Origin of the sequence: Pseudoalteromonas sp. SIMBA_162 (assembly GCF_046535955.1) — a bacterium.
Lineage (GTDB): Bacteria > Pseudomonadota > Gammaproteobacteria > Enterobacterales > Alteromonadaceae > Pseudoalteromonas > Pseudoalteromonas marina.
This window is the reverse complement of sequence record NZ_JAWJBQ010001078.1, coordinates 1-241: the sequence shown is the minus strand read 5'-3', so window position 1 is coordinate 241 and position 241 is coordinate 1. Positions and strand designations below refer to the sequence as shown.

The window sequence follows — 241 nt, the reverse complement described above, 5'->3', positions numbered from 1 at the left end:
CGGCACCGCAAGGGATGCGCAAAGTGGTGCTGGCGACCAATATTGCTGAAACCAGTTTAACCATCGAAGGTATTCGTCTGGTGGTGGATTGTGCCCAGGAGCGTGTGGCGCGTTTTGAGCCGCGCACGGGGCTTACGCGACTGATTACTCAACGCGTTAGCCAGGCATCCATGACGCAGCGTGCCGGGCGCGCCGGGCGTCTGGAGCCGGGTATCTGCCTGCATTTAATCGCCAAAGAACA

The 241-nt window shown here is 59.3% G+C and carries 1 protein-coding gene; it reads left to right on the top strand.

All coding sequences use genetic code 11. The annotated features are described in order from the left end of the window. The coding region (locus R0J88_RS23010; protein ID WP_410901317.1) for a helicase-related protein at positions 1-241 on the top strand (241 nt) is incomplete at both ends.